Raw genomic sequence first — 21,201 nt, 5'->3', positions numbered from 1 at the left:
GGTTCGCGGCTAGGTTTGCAATACTATGCAGCGTCTGCCTTCACCGGCTCACCCTTGACGCGAACTTCCGAAATGCCGGTGCGAACGACGCGAACGCGAACCCCGTCTGCAATTTCCACTTCGAGTTCCTTGTCGTCAACAACCTTGGTGACCTTGCCGACGAGACCGCCGCCGGTGACGACCTGATCGCCGCGACGGATCGCCTTCAGCGTCTCTTCACGCTTCTTGGCCTGCGCGCGCTGCGGACGGATCAACAGGAAGTACCAGACAACCATCAGCGGCACAAAAAGGATGATCATTTCTAGGCCAGAGCCGAACGGCGACGCCGCAGTGTCGGTGGCAGCCTGGGCAAATGCCGGGGTGATGAACATGCTAAACTCCTCAAAGCTTTCCGGTGGCGGAACTCCGCCTTTTCTCGGGTGGCCGGACTATAATTATGGTCTTTGCGAATGCAACAGAAACAGCCGGAAACCGTACCGATTCCGCTGCCTCATAACCTTTCCGCTCGCAAAAGGCCATGCTACGCCGCAGTCAAAAGACATAGCAGGCTGGTTGCAACCAGAATTCAGGAGGAAGGCCCATGGCCGAAGACGTCAACAACGCCATTCTGACGGAACTGCGCCGACTGACGGATGCGATCGACCGGTTGGCCGGCCCCGCGCCCGCTGTCAGTGACTGGAACGCCGCCGATTGCTTCGTCTGGTCCCCTGCCCGCCAGCACCTCCAGCCAGTTGCACGACCGAACCGGGTCGCCTTGAAGCTGATCCGTGGTGTAGACCACGTGCGGGATATCCTCCACGAAAACACGGTTCGCTTTGCCGAAGGCTATCCGGCGAACAACGTTCTCCTTTGGGGCGCGCGCGGTATGGGCAAGTCCTCGCTGGTCAAGGCCGTCCATGAAGATGTGCGGCGTGAGAGCGGCGTGTCGCTGAAACTGGTGGAAGTGCATCGGGAAGATATCGCGAGCCTCCCGACGCTGCTAGATCTGCTGAAGGATGCGCCCCACCGCGTCATCGTTTTCTGCGACGACCTCTCGTTCGATCACGATGACACGGCATACAAATCGCTCAAGGCAGCCCTTGATGGCGGCGTAGAGGGTCGGCCAGACAACGTTCTCTTCTATGCGACCTCGAACCGGCGCCACCTGCTTCCGCGCAACATGATGGAGAACGAGCAATCGACGGCGATCAATCCCTCCGAAGCGGTCGAGGAAAAGGTCTCGCTGTCCGACCGGTTTGGCCTTTGGCTCGGATTCCACAAATGCAGCCAGGACGACTATCTGACGATGATCGACGGCTACGCAGATCATTTCAAGCTACCCATCGATCGCGAAAAGATGCATGCCGAGGCACTGGAATGGGCCACAACGCGTGGCGCGCGTTCCGGCCGCGTCGCCTGGCAGTACATTCAGGATCTCGCCGGCCGGATGCGCATTGCACTCGACCGCGCATAATGACAAAAGCCCGGCTTTGAGACCGGGCTTTTGAACATCCTCGGACGCAATACCTATTCGAGGAACGTGATTGGGTTGACCGGGGTCGCATCCTTGCGGACTTCGAAGTGGACCTGCGGCTGCTTGACGTTGCCGCTCATGCCGGAGACGGCGACCGTCTGGCCGCGCTGGATCTTCTGGCCGCGGGTGACGCTCAGGGTGTCGGCGTTGCCGTACACGGTAACGGTGCCGTCGTCGTGGCGGACGAGAACCGTATTGCCGAGTTCCTTCAGGCCGTTGCCGGCATAGATGACCACGCCGTTTTCGGCCGCCTTGATCGCAGTACCCTGCGGCACGGAAATGTCGATGCCATCGTTACGACTGCCGTTGACGTTGGCGCCGTAGGCCGCAATGACAGCTCCACGAACCGGCCAGCGATACTTGCCGATGCCGGTTGCCTCGGGCGCCGCGGAGGCCACTTCCTTCTTGGCAGCCTCATCCACGGTCTCGGTCGCGACGGGTGCTTTATAGGTTGCGGGTTGCGCGGCGGCGGTCGTTGTTGCGGCGGCAGGCTCAGCGATCGGCTTCGGTTCTGCCTTTGCCGGAATGGAGGCCGTTTTCATACCATCCCGCGAAGCGCCGGGGAGATTGAGTTCCTGACCGATGCGGATCGAACCAGCCGACAGGCTGTTGGCAGCCTTCAGATCGTCGATGCTGGTGCCCGTTGCCTTGGCAATCTTGGCAAGCGAGTCACCCGGCTTGACGACATAGGTGCCGCCGGCGCCCTTCGGTCCCTTACCCGCGCCAGCCGGAAGCTTGCCGGCCGGATCGGCATTTGCAACCGACTTGTCGCGGGCGGAATTCGCACCCGGAACGACGGCGACGTTCTGCTCTTGCTGCTTGCCGGGCTGAGGCAGATGCCCGCCCTTGGAGAGGTCGGCCGTCTGGGCGGATGCCTTGGCGGCATTGCCTCCGTTGAAGGTCGGGATCAGGATGATCTGACCAGGCTTTGCGGCAGCGGCAGTCCTGAAGCCGTTGACCCGAAGAATTTCCTTCTCCGGGACACCGTAGCGATTGGCGAGCGTCGCGATGGTTTCGCCCGGACGAAGCGTAACGGAAGGCGCATTGGTTGCCGACCAGCCGGACACCTTCGGGGTCGTGCCGGTGACGATCGAGTCGGTTGCCGTCTTTGGCGGAACGAGAACCGGGGCCGATTTCTTCGGAGCGGCGGCCCCGGGGAATGGCTGCGCGAGCGCTACCTGCTTTTCGCGGGACGGAGCTGCCGGCGCCACCGCGGAGGGAGCAGCGAGATCGGAGCGCTGAACGGAGACCGGTGCCGAGGCCATGCGGGCGCTGGAAGCGCCATAGGCGGGCTGCGCCGGATAGGGTTGACTAATCGCCTGGCTGCTTGCCGAATAGCCGCCCTGCGCCAAATCCGCCTGCGGCACGGGATCGGCCTGCATATTTCTGCGTGGGATGGAGTTGGTCGTCATCTGGTCCTGACCCGATGACGAGAAAAGACCACCGAAACGTGTTACATCGGAACTGCAACCCGTTGCGGCACTCGCCAGCAAAGCCGCTATCAGGACATTACCGGCAGACTTGCCTACTCTTGGCGAAAGACTGAAACGCATGACTCGACCCACTGATGAACGCAACCATTTGTGGGTTTATTAAAGCGCGTTAGTATTACCATGCGGTTAAGGCACCGGAATCCGCGCGATTTTTTTGAGAGATTGCTAACCATAGCAACTCGCGCGACCGGCTCGCGTCAGAGTTGAGACGCAAGGCGCGGGACGATCGGAAGATAGGGTGTATCGAACAGCTCTTCGCGCTCGAAGCGGCTCCCCGTTTTTGTGAGCCGCACAAGGCGACATTCATTCTCGGAGATCATGAGAGGTGCAATCATTGAGCCGCCGGAAACAAGCTGGTCGGTGTAGAACCGCGGCATCGAATTGAACGCCGCGGTGACCACGATGCGATCGAAAGTCCCCTCTCCCTGCAAGCCGGCGCTGCCGTCGGCCTGGCGGATGATGACGTTTCTGAGTCCGAGTGAGTCGATGCGACGCTGCGCATTCGTCGTCAATGTCTTGTAACGGTCGATCGTCAGCACGCGTTCGGCCATGCGGGCCATGACGGCAGACATGAAGCCGCTGCCCGTACCGACCTCAAGCACACGTTGCCCCGGCTTGATCTTCAGGTGGTGAAGGATCCTGACCGCGAGATCGACGCCCTCCAGAAATGAGCCGCATTCGATCGGGATCGTGCGGCTCGAATAGGCTTGCTCCGCGAACTGCGGCGGCACGAACAAAGAGCGCGGCGTCTGCTCGACCGCAGTCAGCAGATCCAGATCGGAAACGCCTTCGGCCCGCAGCCTCAAAACGAGCGCCGCAAACCCTTCCTTCTCGACCAGCCGTGCCGTCAAAACAATCTACTCCGTACCCGAAAGCGCCCGCGCCACGCGGTCCCGTACGGAATAATCAGTCAGATCCAGTTTCAAAGGCGTTACCGAAATCTTGCGATGCTTCAGAGCGTGGATATCGGTGCCCTCGAGGAAGGCGCCGGCACGCTCTCCGAACCTCAGCCAATAATAGGGAAAGCCACGTCCGTCAGACCGGGCATCGACCTGCAGGTTGAAGGCAAGCTTGCCTTGCGCCGTGACTTCCACGCCCTCGACTTCTTCGGGGCGGCAATTCGGAAAGTTGAGGTTCAGGAACGTGCCCTCGGGCAATTCGAGCGACATCAGTTTCTCGAGAAGAGCCGGCGCGTGTGCCTCGCAGACCTCCCATGGAACGATCCTTGACCCATCCTGGTGGAGATAGGCCTGGCTCAATGCAAAAGAGCGGACGCCTTGCATGGTGCCTTCGATGGCGCCAGCGATGGTGCCTGAATAGGTGACATCGTCGGCGACATTCGAGCCCGAGTTGACACCCGAGAGCACGAGGTCCGGCTTGGTGTCCATGACCTGCTTGATGCCCATGATGACGCAATCGGTCGGGGTTCCGCGTAGCGCGAAATGCTTGTCGGAGATCTTGCGCAGTCGCAGCGGCTCAGAAAGGCTCAACGAATGCGCAAGGCCGCTCTGGTCCGTCTCCGGCGCGACAATCCAGACATCGTCGGACAGCGTGCGCGCAATCCGCTCCAGCGCTGCGAGGCCTTCAGCGTGAATGCCGTCATCATTGGTGAGCAGAATGCGCATCGGCTCAGGCCGCCCGTTCTATCTTCTTCAAACCGCCCATATATGGCAGCAGAGCGTCGGGAACAGTCACCGACCCGTCCTCGTTCAGGTAGTTCTCGAGAACAGCGATCAGGCAGCGACCGACGGCGGTGCCCGAGCCGTTCAACGTGTGAACGAACTTCGTTGCCTTGTCCTCCTTGCCGCGATAGCGCGCGTTCATGCGCCGGGCCTGGAAATCGCCGCAGACGGAACAGGACGAGATTTCGCGGTAGGTGTTCTGGCCCGGCAACCAGACCTCGAGGTCGTAGGTCTTGCGCGAGCCAAAACCCATATCGCCGGTGCACAGCGTCATCGTGCGGAAATGCAGGCCGAGGCGCTTCAACACCTCTTCCGCGCAGGCCGTCATGCGCTCGTGCTCGGCAAGAGAACTCTCGGCGTCGGTGATCGAGACGAGTTCGCACTTCCAGAACTGATGCTGGCGCAGCATGCCACGTGTGTCGCGGCCGGCAGAGCCTGCTTCCGAGCGGAAGGACGGCGTCAGCGCGGTGAAACGAAGCGGCAGCTTCTCCTGGTCGAGGATTTCTTCGCGTACTAGGTTGGTCAGCGTCACTTCCGCGGTCGGAATGAGATACCGACTGTCGGTCGTCTTGAAGAGATCTTCCTCGAACTTCGGCAGATTGCCGGTGCCATAGAGCGCTTCTGCGCGCACCATCAGCGGCGAGCTGACTTCGATGTAGCCATGCTCGCTCGTATGCAGGTCGATCATGAACTGACCGAGCGCGCGCTCCAGCCGCGCGAGCGGACCGGTCAGCACCGTAAAGCGCGATCCGGAGAGCTTGGCAGCGCGCTCGAAGTCCATGTAGCCAAGCGCTTCACCGATCTCGAAATGTTCCTTCGGCGTGTGATTCCAGCGCGGCTTTTCGCCGACGACGCGGGCAACGACATTGTCGTGCTCATCTTTGCCGACCGGCACATCGTCGTGCGGGATGTTCGGAATGCGCGACAGCGCGTCGTTCAGCTCGTCCGTCGCCTGACGTTCATCCTCTTCGGCGGTCGGAAGCAGCACCTTCAGGTCGGCCACTTCGGCCTTCAGCTTCTCGGCAAGCTCGCTGTCCTTCTGCGCCATCGCCGCGCCGATCTCCTTGGAGGCGGCATTGCGGCGGGACAACATGTCCTGGACCTTCTGAATGGCCGAGCGGCGCTTTTCATCGATCGCAATCAAGCTTTCGGACAATGGCTCGGCACCACGCTTGGCAAGTGCCGCATCGAGCGCTTCGGGATTCTCACGGATCCATTTGATATCGAGCATCGTCGTTCCAGGTCGTTGTAAAAAAAGATGACCCGGCCAAAGCCCGGCTAGGCCTCGACCGGATGCTTGGAAGCGCTCATTGAGGGAAAACGGTCAGACGTTGTCCGTCTTGGCAACGTCCGTGGTTCCTTCAGCCTCTTCGACCGCCTCGCGGGCACGCTGGCGCTCCACGAGTCGCGCCGCGTAGATGGAAATCTCGTAGAGAAGGATGGTCGGCAGTGCAAGGCCGATCTGGGACATCGGATCGGGCGGCGTCAGCACCGCTGCGACGATAAAGGCGAGCACGATCGCGAACTTGCGCTTCTCAGCCAGCCAATCCGACGTCAGCAATCCGACACGGGCCAGCAGCGTGGTTATCACCGGAAGCTGAAAGACCAAGCCGAACGAGAACACCAGCGTCATGATCAGGCTGAGATACTCGGAGACCTTCGGAAGCAGCGAAATTGCGACGTCGCCCTCGCCTGGCGCCTGCTGCATGGACAGGAAGAACCACATGACCATCGGCGTAAAGAAAAAATAGACGAGCGAAGCGCCCATCAGAAACAGGATCGGCGACGCGATCAGAAACGGCAGGAAGGCCGCGCGCTCGTTCTTGTAGAGGCCAGGCGCGACAAACTTGTAGATCTGCGCGGCAATGATCGGAAAGGCGATGACCAGGCCACCGAACATGGCGACCTTCACCTGCGTGAAGAAGAACTCCTGCGGCGCCGTGTAGATGAGCTGTGCCTTTGAAACGTCGAGCTTCGCCCAGGTAACGGCCCACTTGTACGGATAAACCAGCACGTTGAAGAGATGTTTGGCGAATATGAAGCAGGCGATGAACGCAACGAAAAACGCACCGATCGACCAGATCAGTCGCGTGCGCAACTCCATCAGATGCTCGATCAATGGCTGCGGCTTGTCTTCGATCTCACCGCTCATGCATCATCCTTCTTCTTCTTTGCTGCCGTCTTCTTCGGAGCGACTGTGGCGGCAACCGCCGCGGGCTTCTTGGCGGCGGCGGTCCTCGTCGAAGCCCGCTTGGGCTTCTCGACGGGAGCAGCGGCTGCGGCAGCTGCAGGCTCCGCCTTGGCGCGCGGTTTACGGGCTGCCCTAGGCTTCTCCTGAACCACCGCATTTTCCACGCTTGCTACAGCAATAGGCGCTGGCGCTACAACCGGCGGCGTTTCTGGCAGGCTCATTGATGGCTCAGGCACCGATACGACAGCGGGCGGAGCCTCGGTTTTGTTCTCGACCGTCGTCGCCTTCTGCAGGTCGGCCTTGATTTCGTTGCCCATCTGCCGAAGCGGGTTCATGGCTTCGCGCAAACTGTCGACGGGGTTCAGCTTCTGCGCGTCCGTCAGTGTCTGGCGTACTTCGTCCAGATCGGCCTCACGCAGGGCCTCGTCGAACTGGGCACGAAACTCGCCTGCAACCTTGCGGGCACGCTGAGTCATCTTGCCGAACGCACGCAGCATCGGCGGCAAGTCCTTCGGACCAACCACCACGATCAAAACGACCGCGATGACAAGCAGCTCGGTCCAGCCAATATCGAACATTCAAGGCTCCTGAGCGGGAAACGTGGGGGCTACGTTTGCCCGGAGGTGATTACTTGGTTTCGTCGGCCTTGTGATCGACGGTCTTGGCAGTCGTGGACTCGGGCGTGCTGTCTTCGTCGTTCATGCCCTTCTTGAAGCTCTTGATGCCCTTGGCAACGTCGCCCATCAGTTCCGGAATCTTGCCGCGACCGAACAACAACAGCACGATGACCAGAACGATCAGCCAGTGCCACATGCTAAAAGAACCCATTACGCTAACTCCCTGTTGCGATGTTTCCAGATGTAAGAGCTTCCTACACCAATTCCAACATCAAAGTTCCCCGTGGATTGTCGCTTAATGTCACGGGATCGCCCTCTGTGACAAGAGAATACACATTCGAAAAACTGTGATCGGCATTGTTTTCGCGATGCGTGGCGGAACCAAGACAAATCCGATTAGTCTTCGGACCCGCCGCCGGGCGCCAGCAGGCCGAGTTCCTCAAGATCGAGTTGCGTGATCGGATCTTCGTCCTCGGTCAACTCGTCGTTCATGGCAGGCGACGGTATATTGAAATTGGCCGGGATGCGACCGGAGAGTAGCCCTGCGCCTTTCAATTCTTCAAGGCCAGGTAGATCGCGCAGTTCTTCCAGGCCGAAATGATCGAGGAAATCGCGGGTGGTGCCGAGCGTGACGGGCCGACCAGGTGTACGCCTGCGACCGCGAAACCGAACCCAACCTGCCTCCATCAGCACGTCGAGTGTGCCGCGGGAGGTCTGGACGCCTCTGATATCCTCGATTTCGGCCCGCGTCACCGGCTGGTGATACGCAATGATCGCCAACACTTCCAAGGCTGCCCGCGACAGCTTCTTCGTTTCGTTCTCGTCGCTCCGAATGACGAATGAGAGGTCGGCGGCCGTGCGGAACGCCCACGCGTCATCCACCTGCACGAGGTTGACACCGCGATGGGCATATTGCTCCTTCAGGCGCAGCATGATCGCGCGGACGTTGAACGCGCGAGGCAAGCGCTCGGCAATGAAGCCTTCGGAGACGGGTTGTGCGGACGCGAAGACGAGTGCTTCAGCAACCCGCGCTGCTTCAGCCTCCGCCCGGATGTCGTCGTCCGTCTCTTCCACCATTACGCTATCGATGTGCTCGTCTTCAAGATCGGTCACGCCGGTCGCTCCTGTTCGACGACCTGCAGCGTCGCATGTTTAGGGCCTCGCCGCATGTAGAGGGGCTGGAAGGCACCATCCTGACGAATCTCGAGCTTACCTTCGCGGACCAGCTCGAGCGAAGCCGCGAACGCACTGGCAATCGCCGTGACCCGGTCTTCCGGCGACGCCATGTAACGCAAGAGATAGGATTCGAGCGCCGTCCAGTCGCCGATCTCACCAATGATGCGGGTTAGAAGCTCGCGGGCGTCCGTCAGAGACCATACATTACGTCGAGCGATAGTCACCTGCGTCACAGCCTGACGCTGCCTGAGCGACGCATAGGCCGTCAGCAGATCGTAGAGGCTCGCATCATATGCCGACTGGTGTCTGTCAGGGATGTGCTCCGGCGCGCCGCGAGCGAAGATATCCCGCCCCAGACGGTTGCGGTTGACGAGACCGCTCGCGGCCTCGCGCATCGCCTCCAGGCGCTTCAGGCGGAAGGCGAGCGTTGCCGCCATCTCCTCGCCGGACGGCCCGTCGTCCTTGGCCTGCTGCGGGATCAGCAGCCGCGATTTCAGATAGGCAAGCCAAGCGGCCATGACCAGATAGTCGGCCGCCAGCTCGATCCGGATCCGCCGCGCGCTTTCGATGAACTGCAGATATTGCTCTGCCAGCGCAAGCACCGAGATGCGGGACAGATCGACCTTCTGATTGCGGGCAAGGTAGAGCAAGAGGTCGAGCGGGCCTTCGAAGCCGGCAACATCGATCAGAAGCGCGGGATCGGAGCTCGCGCGTTCCGCACCGCTTTCCTGCCACAGCTTGTCCATCGGCGTCGTTGCCGTCTGTTGCCATTCCGTGCCCTTGGTCGTGGTCACCCTGCCCTGCTCCTTCCGCAATCAGACAGTCGCAAACATTTCATCGAATTCGGCGCGGATCGAAACCTCGTCGGCCTCGTCTGCCGTTGGGAAGCTCTTCAGCACCGCTTCTGCTCGCGACAGCGACTGGTCCTGCAAGACCGGTACGTTTTCGACGACCTGTCGCATCTCGTCCATGTGGCCATTGCAATGCAGCACGATATCACATCCGCCGGTGATGATGTTGGCGGCGCGATCACCGATCGTGCCGGCCAGCGCGTTCATCGACGTATCATCGGAAAGCAACAGCCCTTTGAAGCCGATCTGTTGGCGGATGATGCCGTCGATGACCTTACGTGAGGTAGTTGCCGGATGCTCGGAGTCGATGGCCGCAAAGACAACATGGCACGTCATCGCCATCAATTCGTCCTTCATGGCAATGAAGGGCGGGAAATCGTGCGCCTCGAGTTCCGCGCGCGAAACCGTGACAACCGGTAGTTCGTGATGGGAATCGGCAAAGCCGCGACCGTGGCCCGGCATGTGCTTCATCACAGGGAGAAGACCGCCCGCTTTCAAGCCCTCGGCAGCGGCCCGGCCCATGGCCACCACCGTCGTCGGATCACCGCCGTAGGCGCGGTTGCCGATCACGTTGCTGCTGCCCGCCACGGGAACGTCCAACACCGGAAGGCAGTCCACGTTGATGCCAAGACTAGAAAGGTCGAAGGCGTGTAGCCGCGACATCAGCCACGCCGCGCGAAGGCCTTTTTCTCTGTCCTGCCGATAGATGTCGCCAAGCTGTTGCCCTGAGGGATAGTGCTGGAAGATCGGCGGTCGGATTCGCTGGACGCGTCCGCCTTCCTGGTCGATGAGAACCGGCGCGTGCCAACCGACAGCTTCGCGCAGTTCCGCGACGAGATCGCTGATCTGCTGCCGCTCCGAAATATTGCGCCCGAACAGGATGAAACCCCAAGGACGCTCAGCGCTGAAGAACGCCTTTTCGTCAGGAGTGAGAGAAAGGCCACTACAGCCTAGGATCATTGCTTTTGATTCGGTCATACCCGAATCATAGAGGTGCCCTGCGGAAATACGAGCTGGGTCAACCGGCATTCACAAAAAAAGCGGCAGACCAGAGGCCCGCCGCTTTGATTGAATGCTTGCCGAAAACCTACTTCGAGATAAGGCAGCTGCCGCCTGCGGCACGGTACTTTTCGCAGATGGCCGCGGCTTCGTCCTTGGAGCTCGCAGGGATGCGAACGCGGTAGAACGTGCCCTTGCCTGCAATCTCGGCCTTGCGGATCTCGTAGCTGCGGCCGCTCAGCACGCTTGCAAACTTCTTCGAAAGGCTCGCGTAGGACTTCTTCGCCTCTTCCTCGGAAGGAAGCGATGCGATCTGGACGCCGTAGCCGCCGGCCGCCGCAGTCGGCTGGGCCTGCGTTGCTGCCGGCGAAACAGCGGCAACGTCCTTCGGCTTTTGTGCTGCCGGTGCAGTTGGCGCCTCAGGTGCCTTCGCCGCATCAGTCACCGGCGGGCGCCCTACGGGGGCCGGTGCGGTGTCGCTCACCGTCGAGCTCTTCACAGCGCGAACTGGCGGATCGACGTTGGCCGGAGTGGCGGCAGCCGCCTTGGCCAGCGCATTTTCCGAAGGAGCCTGCGCCGCGGTCGGCTTGGTTTCTTCAACCGGGGTCGAACGGATGTCGGCGGTGGCGACCTGCCCCGATGCCGGGAAATTCGCAGCAGTGCCGCCAGCGGGCTTCGAGCCAGCTGTGATCTTCTGCGTCTGAACAGTCGTTGCTTTCGGCAGCGTCGAAGCTGCTTCAGGCGATGGTTCGTCACGGGCAACCAGAGTGCCGTCCGGTCGGACGATCATGGTGCGGACTTTGCGGGCAGAAACCGACGGAGCCTGGTTGCCATTGTCGCCTTCGTCGGCAACCGCCGTATCCTGGCTAGGCAGCAGGCGCGGATCCTGGGTGTCGCCGACCGGTGTCGCCATTGGCGGCGCGATATCGCTGTCATTGTCCTCAGGCAGCGTCTCCGGCGTCAGCGTGCGCTGCACGACGTCCACCGGCTGCTCGTCACTCGATACCAGCGCCTTCTGCTTCGGCGCTTCGGCAGCGGCACCGCCGACGCTGTCGTAAACAGCCTTGTCCTGGTTCGGCACGGTCTTGCCGCCAGGATTTTCCGGCACGACTTTAACCGGGTCCTTGTCCGCTGTAATCACGCGCGGCTCGCCGGAAGCGATCCCGAGGCCTCCGTCACGAGCCAGGAACGTATAGCCTGCATAGGCAACGCCGCCAAACACGACGATCGCGGCGGCCGCAGCCAGCATACGCTTCATCGAGCGGGCGCGGCTCATATCCTCGGCTTCGCTTGCGGACTGGATCTGCACCTGGGAAACGTTCTCGCGGCGCTGGACCGGCTCGTTGACGCTCCGGCGGAAATCTTCTTCCAAGGCGCGCTCGAATTCGTCCAGGCTTTGCAACGGAACTTGCTTGGCAACTGGCGCAGCGGTCGGCGCGACAGAGATTGGCGCACGGGTCCGCCATTCCTCGACGGCCGGCTTAGCAGGCGTTTCTGCTGGCTTGGCGGGCGCGAGAAGGTTGGCGATTTCAGCGTCGACGTCGAAATCGAAGTCGGAGGTCGCTACGACCGGTTCCGGCTGCTCGACGGGCGGCAGTACCGGCACATGCATTTCTTCAACAGCTTCCGGATGATATTCCGCATCCGAAATCATCGACGGATCGAACGGAAGGTCGTCTCCGGCGTCAGCCGAGAATGCAGGCGAAGCAGGCGCCTTGGCGACGGGCGGTACCTCTACCGGAATCCGACTGATCGGGGCCGCGACAACGACCGGAGCTGGGGCCGGCGGCGGCTGGAAAGCGGGCACTGGGGCGACTGGCTGCGGTCTAACTGCCTCGACATGCTGCGCCTGAACTCGCTGCGACTCGACAGCCTGCGGCTGCACCTTTACCGGCTCAGCAAAGTCAAAATCGGCGAGTTCCAGCTCGATACCTTCAAGATCAAGCTCAAAGTCATGACCGGCGAAAGGATCGTCACCTTCCGGTTCGGCTTTGGCCGTGGGAACAGACACAGGCGGCTCGACCGGCTTCGGCAACGGTGCCACAACAGGCGCGGCAACGCGGACCGTTTCCGGCGAGCGTGGCATCTCTGCGACATCAGCCGCGGCCATGATCTGGCGCTCGGGAACGGGGTAATGCGACACGTCCGCGAGGAGTTCATCGATATCGAAGGCAATATCGTCGACCTCCGTGGGCGCGGCTTCGGTCAGCGCGGCATCCGCCTGAACAGCGCCATCATCCTTTGCGGCAGCAGCCAGGTCGAAGGCGCTGTGATCGATGAGAGCTTCAACGACCGGCGCTTCTTGGCGCATCTCAGACGCATCGGGAACCGTCTCGGGTTCTTCATGGCGATCGATTTCAGCAGGGAAACCCGCGGCAACAGGCACGTCGAAGGCAGCAACGCTCTCCGATGCAACCACGGCCGGTTCAGGCGCGGGAGCAGCAACGGGGACGATCGGCGCAGATGAGGCCTCATCGCGGCGCGCCGGATGGAAGTTGGCGATTGGCAGCCGGATACTGGCTGCAGACCACTGTGGCGCCTTGGCAGGCGCAACGGGCGCAGCCGGAGCGGGCGTCGCGCCGATCGACATTTCGAGTTCTTCGATCAGATCCCGTGCACCACCGGCGACTGGCTCGCCCTCTCGAACGGCACTCGACGCCCAAGCGGCAGAGGTTAGGTTGGAAGCCACGTCAAAAGGCTGACGACCCATCGGTTCGCTGACAACCTCAGGCTCAGTGACAAATTCGGGGACAAATTCGGCCTCGGCCTCGCCAGCCGGCAAAGTATCGGCTTCGATAGGAGCCTCATAGGCCGCCGGCTGCTCCAAGACGGGCTCAGGCAGACGATCGAAAGACGCAGCGGACTGAGGTTCGTCGTAACGCTCGAATTCGCGCAACAGCTCATCTTCGAGATTGAACGCCGGTTCCTGTCGGGGGGCGTCTTCGACGGTATTCGCTGCTACCCGCGGCTCAAAGCCAACGATGCGAGCAAGTTCCGCCAAAGGGTCGTCGTCAGCAAAGAGGTCCGTATTCTTACGCGTGTCATACGCCCGCTGTTTGTCTGCCATACTCATCCCACTCGCAACTGCTAAGGTTTATGCCAGAGCATTGTGGGTAAATGGTGACGCTACCGCATCTCATCCGGCGCAGCGGTACCCGCAATGGCAAGTCCCGACTTCAAAACCGACGCAACGGCGTACACCAGCCCTAATCTGGCTATACTCGATTCTCGGTTCTTATCGTTAATAAATCGTAAGTCTACTTGATCCTTACCTTTATTCCAGTGCGCATGGAAAGAACTTGCCAGATCATAGAGGTAAAAAACGACGCGATGGGGCTCCTGTGACTGCGCCGCGGATTCGACCAAGCGTGGAAACTCGGCGGCCTTCGCAACCAGCTGCAATTCCGCGGGATCCGAGATCCCCGCCGCCGCTTTCGCAAGCTCGGCAGGCGTCACGTCAAGGTCCGGAAACACTTCCTTCGCCTGCCGGAAAACAGACATGCAGCGTGCGTGCGCATATTGCACGTAGAACACCGGATTGTCCTTCGATTGCTCCGTTACTTTGGCGAAATCGAAGTCCAGCGGTTCCGAACTCTTGCGATACAGCATCATGAAACGGACCGAATCGCGACCGACCTCCTCTACGACTTCGCGTAGCGTCACGAAGTCGCCCGAGCGCTTCGACATCTTCACCGGCTCGCCATTGCGGAACAGCTTGACAAGCTGGCAAAGAAGGACGGTCAGCTTTGCTTTGCCCTCGGAAACACCCCGAGCAACAGCCTCCAGGCGCTTGACGTAGCCGCCGTGGTCTGCACCGAGAACGTAAATCATCTCGTTGAAATCGCGGTCAAACTTGTTCTTGAAGTAGGCAACGTCGGCAGCAAAATAGGTATAGGAGCCGTCCGACTTGATCAGCGGCCGGTCCATATCGTCGCCGACTTCCGTGGAACGGAACAGCGTCTGCTCGCGGTCTTCCCAGTCCTCCGGCAACTGACCCTTTGGCGGCGGCAGCGTGCCCTTGTAGACGTGTCCCTTGAATGTCAGATCGTTGATTGCGGTGCGGATAGCAGCAGCGCCGTGCGCATGCAGTGTGCGCTCCGAGAAGAAGACATCGTGATGCACGTTCAGCGCGTCCAGATCCTCACGGATCATCGTCATCATTGCGTCGATCGTACGATCCTTGACGATCGGCATCCATTGATCTTCGGTCATAGTGTGCAGCCTGACACCGTAGTCACGGGCCAGTGACTCGCCGACGGGCACGAGGTAATCGCCCGGATAAAGTCCGGGCGGAATCTCTCCGATCTTCTCGCCGAGAGCTTCGCGGTAACGCAAGAAGACCGAGCGCGCCAGCACGTCGATCTGCGAGCCGGCATCGTTGATATAGTATTCTTTGACGACCTCGAAGCCGGCGAAGGACAGCAGGTTGGCCAGCGCGTCGCCGACGACGGCGCCGCGGCAGTGGCCGACATGCATGGGCCCGGTCGGATTCGCCGATACATATTCGACGTTGACGCGCTTGCCTGCACCAATTGCGGAGCGGCCGTAGTCTATGCCGGCCTCGATCATCGAGGCAAGCAGACGCTGCCAGTAGCCGACGGAGAGCTTGATGTTGATAAAGCCGGGGCCAGCCACCGAGACGTCTGCGACGTCGGCGTCTTCCTTCAACTTCTCGGCGATGATTTCCGCCAGAGCGCGCGGATTGGTGCCGAGCGGCTTTGCCAGCACCATTGCTGCGTTGGTCGCAACATCACCGTGGCTCGCGTCGCGTGGCGGCTCGATTGCGATGCGGTCGAAATCCAGCTCGGATCGCTTTTCCCTGACCAGATCAATCTGTTCAAGGGCGGTTTTAATCCTGGCTTCAAAATCGGTAAAAAGGTTCATCGCACTCTTCCATGCATAGGCTTTGCCACAAGGCATTTGTCCGGTCTTGGCCGGGCGACCGCTGCCTATCGCAAATCCGGAGTGCGGTCAAACAATCGCCTGTGGGCACTGATCGCGTAGGTATCGGTCATCCCCGCAAGATAGTCGCCGACATGGCGCGCCCTCGCCGCTTCGGCAAGACCGGCGATATGATCCACCCAATAGTGGCTCTGCATCTCCTTCGGATTGGCCATATAGGCGCCGAAGAGATCGGTCACGATCTGCGCAGCGCCGGCGCGGATGCGCATGATATCGGGATGCCGGTAGATGCGCTTGAAAAGCATTGCCTTGATCTGCCGGTCGGTTTCAGACATCGCGTCGGAGAATGTCGCAATCACGCGATTGGCCTGGCGAATGTCCGTTGCGCACTTCGGCTTAATCGCCGCAAGGCGTTGTTGGGCGACGGAAATGACGTCCTCGACCATACGCGTGATCTGGCGGCGCATGATCTCGTGGGTAAAGCGGCTGGCCTCGAGGTTTGGATAGCGTTCCCGTACCTCCGCCATCAGACCCGCCAGAAACGGGATCTCCTCCAGCATGTCGAAGGTCAAATAGCCGGAGCGAAGCCCGTCATCGATGTCATGCGTGTTATAGGCGATATCATCCGCGATCGCGGCAACCTGCGCTTCCAGGCTTGCATAGGTATCCAGTTCCAGGTCGTGGATCTCGCAATAGTCGAGGATCGGCTGCGGAACCGGCCCGCGCGTGCCCGCACCGTCCTTGGTCAGGAGCGGACCGTTGTGCTTGACGAGCCCCTCCAGGCTTTCCCATGTCAGATTGATGCCATCGAAATCGGCATAGCGGCGCTCCAACTTGGTGACGATGCGCAGCGACTGGGCGTTGTGGTCGAAGCCGCCATAGGGCAGCAGAACCTCATGCAGCGCATCCTCGCCGGTATGGCCGAAGGGCGTGTGGCCAAAGTCATGGACAAGCGCGACACCTTCGGCGAGGTCCTCGTCCAGCTTCAGTGCCCTGGCAAGGGCGCGGGCCACCTGCGCAACCTCGATCGTGTGTGTCAGCCGGGTGCGGTAGTGATCGCCATCCTGCGCGATGAAGACCTGCGTCTTGTGCTTCAATCGGCGAAATGCCGTCGTGTGAACAATGCGGTCGCGGTCGCGCTGAAAATCCGAACGGGTGGGGCTGAGGTCCTCGGGATAGAGCCTGCCGCGCGTCGACCAGGGATCGGCGGCATAGACCGCCCTGTCACTGTTGCCGTATCCCAAAGCATGCCTGTCGATCGCCATTCGTCACCGTTACCCGAAATGCGGCCGCCCATTGACGCGGCCTTGCGCTCTTCATACCTATAGAGAACGTAAACGGCAAAGCGATGCTTTCGCGGTCATTTTGCCCGAAACTGCGCTTTCGTGGTATAGAGCGTAAGTAGCTTTGAAATCAGCCGCTTGAAACCAACGGCCAACAGTTATTCTCTCCGGATCTTGACCCCGGCAGGAGCAAATATGACGGACGCAAGTGTAACCCTTTCCGATGCCGCGGCAAAACGAATCGCGGCAATCGTCGGCACGGAACCCGGGAAGAGCGCGCTGCGCGTTTCCGTGGAAGGCGGCGGCTGTTCGGGCTTTTCCTACAAGTTCGACCTTGCCGATAATGCGCAGGATGACGACACCGTCGTCGAGAAGAATGACGCCAAGGTGCTGATCGACAGCCTCTCCTTGGTCTATATGGCGGGATCCGAAATCGATTTCGTCGATAGCCTGCTCGGACAGTCCTTCCAGATCAAGAACCCGAACGCGGTTGCAAGCTGCGGCTGCGGCACCAGCTTCTCTATCTGATCGATCCCTCAGGGTAATCCACACCGAACCGGCCGAAGAATCTCTTGCGGCCGGTTTATAGTCTTGTCCGCGCTCGAAGGAGCACGATACAAGAGACCGACGAAGCGGAACAGGACACCCCCATGAAGATCGCGACCTGGAACATCAACGGCGTCAAGGCGCGCATCGACAACCTGGCGCAATGGCTGAAAGACTCCAATCCCGATATCGTCTGCCTGCAGGAGATCAAGACGATTGACGAGGGTTTTCCCAGGCTCGAAATCGAAGCAATGGGCTATCATGTCGAGACGCACGGCCAGAAAGGCTTCAATGGCGTCGCGATCCTTTCCAAGACCAAGCCTGATGAAGTGAGCCGCGGGCTGCCGGGCGATCCGCTGGACGAGCAGGCTCGCTTCTTGGAAGCCGTGTTTTCGCTTCCTTGCAATCGCGTCGCGCGTGTCTGCTGCCTCTACCTGCCGAACGGCAATCCTGTTGAAACCGAGAAATACACCTACAAGCTCGCCTGGATGGAACGGTTACGCACATTCGCGGCCGAGCGCCTGGCTTACGAGGAAATCCTGATCCTTGCCGGCGACTACAACGTCATCCCGGAGCCGCATGACTGTTTCGATCCAAAGGTCTGGGAGAATGACGCGCTGTTCCTGCCGCAAACGCGCCAGGCTTTCCGTCGACTTGAAGGCCTTGGATTGACCGATGCCGTGCGCGCGACGACGGATGCCATTCAACTCTACTCGTTCTGGGATTATCAAGCCGGTGCCTGGCAGAAGAACAACGGCATCCGCATCGACCACCTGCTGCTTTCACCGGAAGCCGCCGACCGCATGACATCATCAGCGATTGAAAAGCACGTTCGTGCCTGGGAGAAGCCGTCAGACCACGTGCCTGTCGTGGCCTATTTCGATTTCGCGGCCTGAGTTAAGGCGCATCGCCTTCAACGTTTCGCGCACCCGGGTTCCAGCTATCGCTAAACACGCCTCCGCTGTCGGAAGGACGCGCTTAGTCGGCGCCGCTAGCTGCAATCTTGTGAGAAAGCGCCACGGCCGAGCGGCGGTCGCTTTCGCTCGCGACGGAGAAGGCCTGCTCCTGCAGGGACTCCATCCAGCCACAGTCCTTCGGCTTGCAGCGGTCAAGCGCGGCAGTCATCAGCGCGAGCCCGTTGGCTGCCTGCCCCTCCTGGAAAAGGATATTGCCGAACACGGCCATGGCACCGGGATGGCCGCTCTTGCGGGCCTGGTTGAGCCACTTCTTTGCCTGCTGAGTGCTGGTGCTGCCACCTTCGCCCGCCAGCATCATTTGCGCCAGCTGGAACTGCGCCTCAGCGACACCAAAGGTGGAGGCAGCCTGAAAATAAAGCTGACGCGCCTGGTTGAGATCGGTCTTAACAGGGCTGCCAGGAATACCGCGCTTGTAATAATTGGCAAGCGACAGCAGCGCGTTGACGAAGAAGCCGGTGTCTTCAGAGCCGGGCTCCACCCCTTGCTGCGCGATCTCGCTATAGATCTTGAAGGCTTCGAAGTCATCCTGCGCGACGCCATCGCCGTCAGCATACATGTTGGCGAGCGCCCAGCGTGAGCCTGTATGGCCCTTCTCGGCGGCGTACTTATAGGCTTCAACCGCTTCTTCTTTCTGACCGTTCTTATAGGCCTTGAAACCAAACTTGAAGAGATCGAAGGGACCGGACTCTTTCGAGACGCCCGACTTAATGTCGAATGCGCTCGCAGGCGATGTAATTGCCGCGCAACAGGCAACGGAAAGCCCCATGAGCATCAATCTGAAAGGTCTGAACTCGGACGTCAGCATTTCACTCGGTTTCTTTCGCTTCCCACCCATGCGGACTTTCGATCCGCGGATGCATTCCTCCCGGCGAGCGATCCCGCGGTGGGCTCAAAGGCCCCTTTGCCCGCGTCGCATCCAGCCTAAGCCCTCCCTCGAGAGCCTCAATTCCAAGCGCATCGACCCTCTCCGCCCGCTGTCCGGCGGGGCTCGCCCGCGATGCCGTCTGCCTCACTCCCGCGGCCAGGACATCTGCCTTTCCGCCGTCGAGAAAAAGATAATCACCAATTGTGACCAAACCTGTGTCGTCGTTACCGGACGCTGATTCCGATAATGCCGATCGGTTTGAAAACGAGAAGAAAGAGAGGCTTGGAAGCGCAACGTCAGAGCGTATTTTTGAAGCGGAATCGTCCTGCGGGAAAAGGAAAATGGCGTCGGCCGCGGCATCTTTGCCGTAAGCTACACCCATCCTGATTGTACCCGTCGCGAATTCGCTCATCGTACTCTTTTACGCACACCTTACGCCTGTCATTCCCTCGCCCGTCTATAGCGCTGCGCCTAGTTTGTGGCGGGAAATGGACAATTTCGCCGTCAGATCATCTTACGCAAATGCTGGTAAAAAACTGTTGCTGAATCGTCACAAAATGAGACGTGGAAACGGCATGCTTAACGACCCGTACATAAAGAAAAGCCCGGCACTTTTGCCGGGCTGATCTAAGGCTCATCTTTGTAACTTAGAATTTCACCTTGATGCTGGTCGAGACGGCAGCCACGAGATCGTTGCCGAAGTCGTATGAGACGTCATTTCCGTATGTGACGCCATCTTCCACCAGCACACCAGACGAACCACTCGTCAGGACGCCGAGAGCACCGGCAACGCGCCATTCGATGTTGTCGGTCGGGTTGTAGGCAGCGCCGAGCCCAACGGTCCAAGTATCGGTCTGTGCGCCGTAGCCGTGGCTGGTGCCGCGATCCCAGGTCAGACTGACGGCGCCAGTCCACTGTTCGTTGAACTTGTGACCGATGCCACCCGTAACGGTCCAGCCATCCTGATAGAGCAAATCAAGGGACGTCAGTTTGGTCGGGCTGCTCGACGTGCAGGCCCTGCCCTTCGTTGAGACGGGGCAGAGCGGGATAGATTGAAGGACACTCCAGTTCGTCCATTTCACGGAACCGAACGCCAGCCAATCGGGCGCGATACCGCTCTGAACCTTTAACTCTAGCGAATCCGGTGCCTCGGCTTCACCAAAGACACTGGTCACGCGGCCGCCAAACACAGGGACAACCGGGACCTGTGTGAGATCCACGGTGCCGCTCAGACTGTCATACTTGACTCGGCTGTTGTAGACCAAGCTGGCACGCAAAGCATATTCCGGGATTTCATAGGCAATACCGGTGCGCCATCCCCAGCCATTGTCTTCGAGGTCAAGTCGCCCGACACCCGTTCCGGTGCCCAATGTTATAGGTAGGGTGCTTACCAGACGCTCCTTGAAGCCTTCCACTTCCTGATAGAAGGCGCCGCCAATGAGGCGAAGCTGACCGGGGCCAACGTCAAACTTGTAAGAGCATGTGGTGGCGTAGTTGTGCGTCTCGATTTTCGTTTCGATATTGTTGTTGGCACCCGCCCAATTGATACCCGGGTTTGTATGTGCGCCAAACGGCTCTGAATAGTCGAGCAAGCAATCGAAATCTTCGTAGCCAGCCTTCAAGCCCAAGTATGGGACGGCATAATTTTCCGTATCGTCCGCATGGTTCGGGCGTCCATTTAGATTGCCATCACCACCGAGCAACGGCGACCGGGTGTTGGTGTCCCTTACATTCTTCAACTCACGCTGCGGCATGACGTAGAACACAGCCGCCTGCGCGGAAAAACGCGACTGATCAAAGAGCAGATCGATATTGTAGCCGCCGCGATCAAGGCCGCCCGCGAAGGACGGCTGCGCCAGCGTCGAAAATAGGGCAAGCGACAGAACGCCGGCCGATGTCATACGAGATGCCAATGTGTCTCCCCCACTCAGGCAATTGCAATGGCGGGACTGTGCAGGCGATGCCGATAAATGGCAACTTTGTGTTCGGGCGTGATTGGAAACTCGGCTAACGGATGTTTTACGTAAAAAATTGACGGGCACGTCAATATTTCGGCAATTTAGAACAAAATTCTATAGATGGTAAAATTACCCACGGCATTGAGGT

19 protein-coding genes are annotated in these 21,201 nt (G+C 60.0%); 3 read left to right on the top strand and 16 right to left on the bottom strand.

All coding sequences use genetic code 11. The features are described 5' to 3' along the window. Window positions 1–23: 23 nt before the first annotated feature. Window positions 24–371, bottom strand: a complete 348-nt coding sequence (gene yajC, locus K9B32_RS10625; protein ID WP_007788914.1) for a preprotein translocase subunit YajC — start codon at window positions 369–371, stop codon at window positions 24–26. Window positions 372–580: 209 nt separating this feature from the next. On the opposite strand from yajC, the gene K9B32_RS10620 reads away from it, so the two are divergent. Beyond that, window positions 581–1,453: an ATP-binding protein gene (locus K9B32_RS10620; RefSeq protein WP_224561842.1), complete on the top strand. Its 873-nt coding sequence runs from the start codon at window positions 581–583 to the stop codon at window positions 1,451–1,453. A gap of 53 nt (window positions 1,454–1,506) precedes the next feature. Here the strand turns inward: K9B32_RS10620 and K9B32_RS10615 are convergent, their stop codons facing one another. The 13 genes from K9B32_RS10615 to K9B32_RS10555 form a co-directional block, all read right to left on the bottom strand. After that, the gene (locus K9B32_RS10615) at window positions 1,507–3,066 is read right to left on the bottom strand and encodes a peptidoglycan DD-metalloendopeptidase family protein (protein ID WP_224561841.1); all 1,560 of its coding nucleotides are present in this window, start codon (window positions 3,064–3,066) and stop codon (window positions 1,507–1,509) included. Between the two features lie 137 nt (window positions 3,067–3,203). Beyond that, on the bottom strand, window positions 3,204–3,857 hold the full coding sequence (locus tag K9B32_RS10610) for a protein-L-isoaspartate(D-aspartate) O-methyltransferase (RefSeq protein WP_007788910.1): 654 nt from the start codon (window positions 3,855–3,857) through the stop codon (window positions 3,204–3,206). Window positions 3,858–3,863: 6 nt separating this feature from the next. Then, a complete protein-coding gene (gene surE, locus K9B32_RS10605; RefSeq protein WP_224561840.1) occupies window positions 3,864–4,631 on the bottom strand; it encodes a 5'/3'-nucleotidase SurE in 768 nt (255 codons plus the stop codon). Window positions 4,632–4,635: 4 nt separating this feature from the next. Beyond that, window positions 4,636–5,919: a serine--tRNA ligase gene (gene serS / locus K9B32_RS10600; protein WP_224561839.1), complete on the bottom strand. Its 1,284-nt coding sequence runs from the start codon at window positions 5,917–5,919 to the stop codon at window positions 4,636–4,638. Between the two features lie 93 nt (window positions 5,920–6,012). Next, window positions 6,013–6,840: a twin-arginine translocase subunit TatC gene (tatC, locus tag K9B32_RS10595; protein ID WP_224561838.1), complete on the bottom strand. Its 828-nt coding sequence runs from the start codon at window positions 6,838–6,840 to the stop codon at window positions 6,013–6,015. Then, window positions 6,837–7,457, bottom strand: a complete 621-nt coding sequence (gene tatB / locus K9B32_RS10590) for a Sec-independent protein translocase protein TatB (RefSeq protein ID WP_224561837.1) — start codon at window positions 7,455–7,457, stop codon at window positions 6,837–6,839. The genes tatC and tatB overlap by 4 nt, the downstream gene beginning before the upstream one ends. Window positions 7,458–7,506: 49 nt before the next feature. After that, window positions 7,507–7,707 carry a twin-arginine translocase TatA/TatE family subunit gene (locus tag K9B32_RS10585; protein WP_007788905.1) on the bottom strand — a complete coding sequence of 67 codons (201 nt, stop codon included), beginning with the start codon at window positions 7,705–7,707 and terminating at the stop codon, window positions 7,507–7,509. A 185-nt stretch (window positions 7,708–7,892) separates the two neighbouring features. Continuing rightward, window positions 7,893–8,573, bottom strand: coding sequence for an SMC-Scp complex subunit ScpB (gene scpB / locus K9B32_RS10580; RefSeq protein WP_224561866.1), 681 nt, complete (start codon window positions 8,571–8,573; stop codon window positions 7,893–7,895). 32 nt (window positions 8,574–8,605) lie between these two features. Continuing rightward, window positions 8,606–9,466: a segregation and condensation protein A gene (locus K9B32_RS10575; protein WP_224561836.1), complete on the bottom strand. Its 861-nt coding sequence runs from the start codon at window positions 9,464–9,466 to the stop codon at window positions 8,606–8,608. 21 nt (window positions 9,467–9,487) lie between these two features. Next, entirely contained in the window at window positions 9,488–10,501 is a 1,014-nt protein-coding gene (nagZ, locus tag K9B32_RS10570) for a beta-N-acetylhexosaminidase (RefSeq protein ID WP_224561835.1), read from the bottom strand. Between the two features lie 109 nt (window positions 10,502–10,610). Continuing rightward, a complete protein-coding gene (locus K9B32_RS10565) occupies window positions 10,611–13,589 on the bottom strand; it encodes an SPOR domain-containing protein (RefSeq protein ID WP_224561834.1) in 2,979 nt (992 codons plus the stop codon). A 59-nt stretch (window positions 13,590–13,648) separates the two neighbouring features. Then, window positions 13,649–15,406, bottom strand: coding sequence for an arginine--tRNA ligase (gene argS / locus K9B32_RS10560; protein ID WP_224561833.1), 1,758 nt, complete (start codon window positions 15,404–15,406; stop codon window positions 13,649–13,651). Window positions 15,407–15,471: 65 nt separating this feature from the next. Further along, window positions 15,472–16,689, bottom strand: a complete 1,218-nt coding sequence (locus tag K9B32_RS10555; protein WP_224561832.1) for a deoxyguanosinetriphosphate triphosphohydrolase — start codon at window positions 16,687–16,689, stop codon at window positions 15,472–15,474. A gap of 213 nt (window positions 16,690–16,902) precedes the next feature. On the opposite strand from K9B32_RS10555, the gene erpA reads away from it, so the two are divergent. Together erpA and xth are read left to right on the top strand one after the other, a co-directional pair. Then, entirely contained in the window at window positions 16,903–17,235 is a 333-nt protein-coding gene (gene erpA / locus K9B32_RS10550) for an iron-sulfur cluster insertion protein ErpA (RefSeq protein ID WP_007788894.1), read from the top strand. 122 nt (window positions 17,236–17,357) lie between these two features. After that, window positions 17,358–18,149 (top strand): exodeoxyribonuclease III, encoded by a 792-nt coding sequence (gene xth, locus K9B32_RS10545; RefSeq protein ID WP_224561831.1) that lies wholly within the window; start codon window positions 17,358–17,360, stop codon window positions 18,147–18,149. Window positions 18,150–18,231: 82 nt separating this feature from the next. On the opposite strand, the gene exoR is transcribed toward xth, so the two are convergent. Both exoR and K9B32_RS10535 read right to left on the bottom strand, forming a co-directional pair. After that, window positions 18,232–19,035, bottom strand: coding sequence for an exopolysaccharide production regulator ExoR (gene exoR / locus K9B32_RS10540; RefSeq protein WP_224561865.1), 804 nt, complete (start codon window positions 19,033–19,035; stop codon window positions 18,232–18,234). Window positions 19,036–19,742: 707 nt separating this feature from the next. Beyond that, window positions 19,743–21,008: an OmpP1/FadL family transporter gene (locus K9B32_RS10535; protein WP_224561830.1), complete on the bottom strand. Its 1,266-nt coding sequence runs from the start codon at window positions 21,006–21,008 to the stop codon at window positions 19,743–19,745. Window positions 21,009–21,201 lie beyond the last annotated feature (193 nt).

The sequence above is a fragment of the Rhizobium sp. 3T7 genome (genome assembly GCF_020166565.1).
Lineage (GTDB): Bacteria > Pseudomonadota > Alphaproteobacteria > Rhizobiales > Rhizobiaceae > Rhizobium.
The sequence above is the reverse complement of the archived record's forward strand: the minus strand, read 5'-3'. Positions and strand labels throughout refer to the sequence as shown.